Source organism: Desulfallas sp. Bu1-1 (genome assembly GCF_015594625.1).
Lineage (GTDB): Bacteria > Bacillota > Desulfotomaculia > Desulfotomaculales > Desulfallaceae > JADNRQ01.
The window spans coordinates 1-255 of record NZ_JADNRQ010000110.1; the positions used below are offsets into that span (position 1 = coordinate 1).

Annotated in this window: 1 protein-coding gene; it reads right to left on the reverse strand. The window is 56.5% G+C overall.

From position 1 onward, the window contains the following. Positions 1–255 (reverse strand): recombinase family protein (locus tag IT084_RS17860; protein WP_195714201.1); only part of this gene is annotated, 255 nt, incomplete at both ends.

Consider the following 255-nt stretch of genomic DNA (forward strand, 5'->3'; position numbering starts at 1 on the left):
GGCGCTTCTGGTTTAGGCCGCTGGACACGTCCGTGAATTCCGCCCTGACGGTAAAACTGTTTTCCCGGGCGTAATGCCGCAACCGTTCCATCTGCCGGTCCAGGTTGCCCGCGTTGGCCTGCTTTTTTGTGGATACCCGGGCGTAAAGCACGACTGCTGTTTCCTGTCCGTCAATCATTTGGCCGGATTGTAAGAGTTTGTTGAGTTCTTCTATAGAGTACCGGCGCTGGCCTCCAGGCAAACGGACGGGCTTGA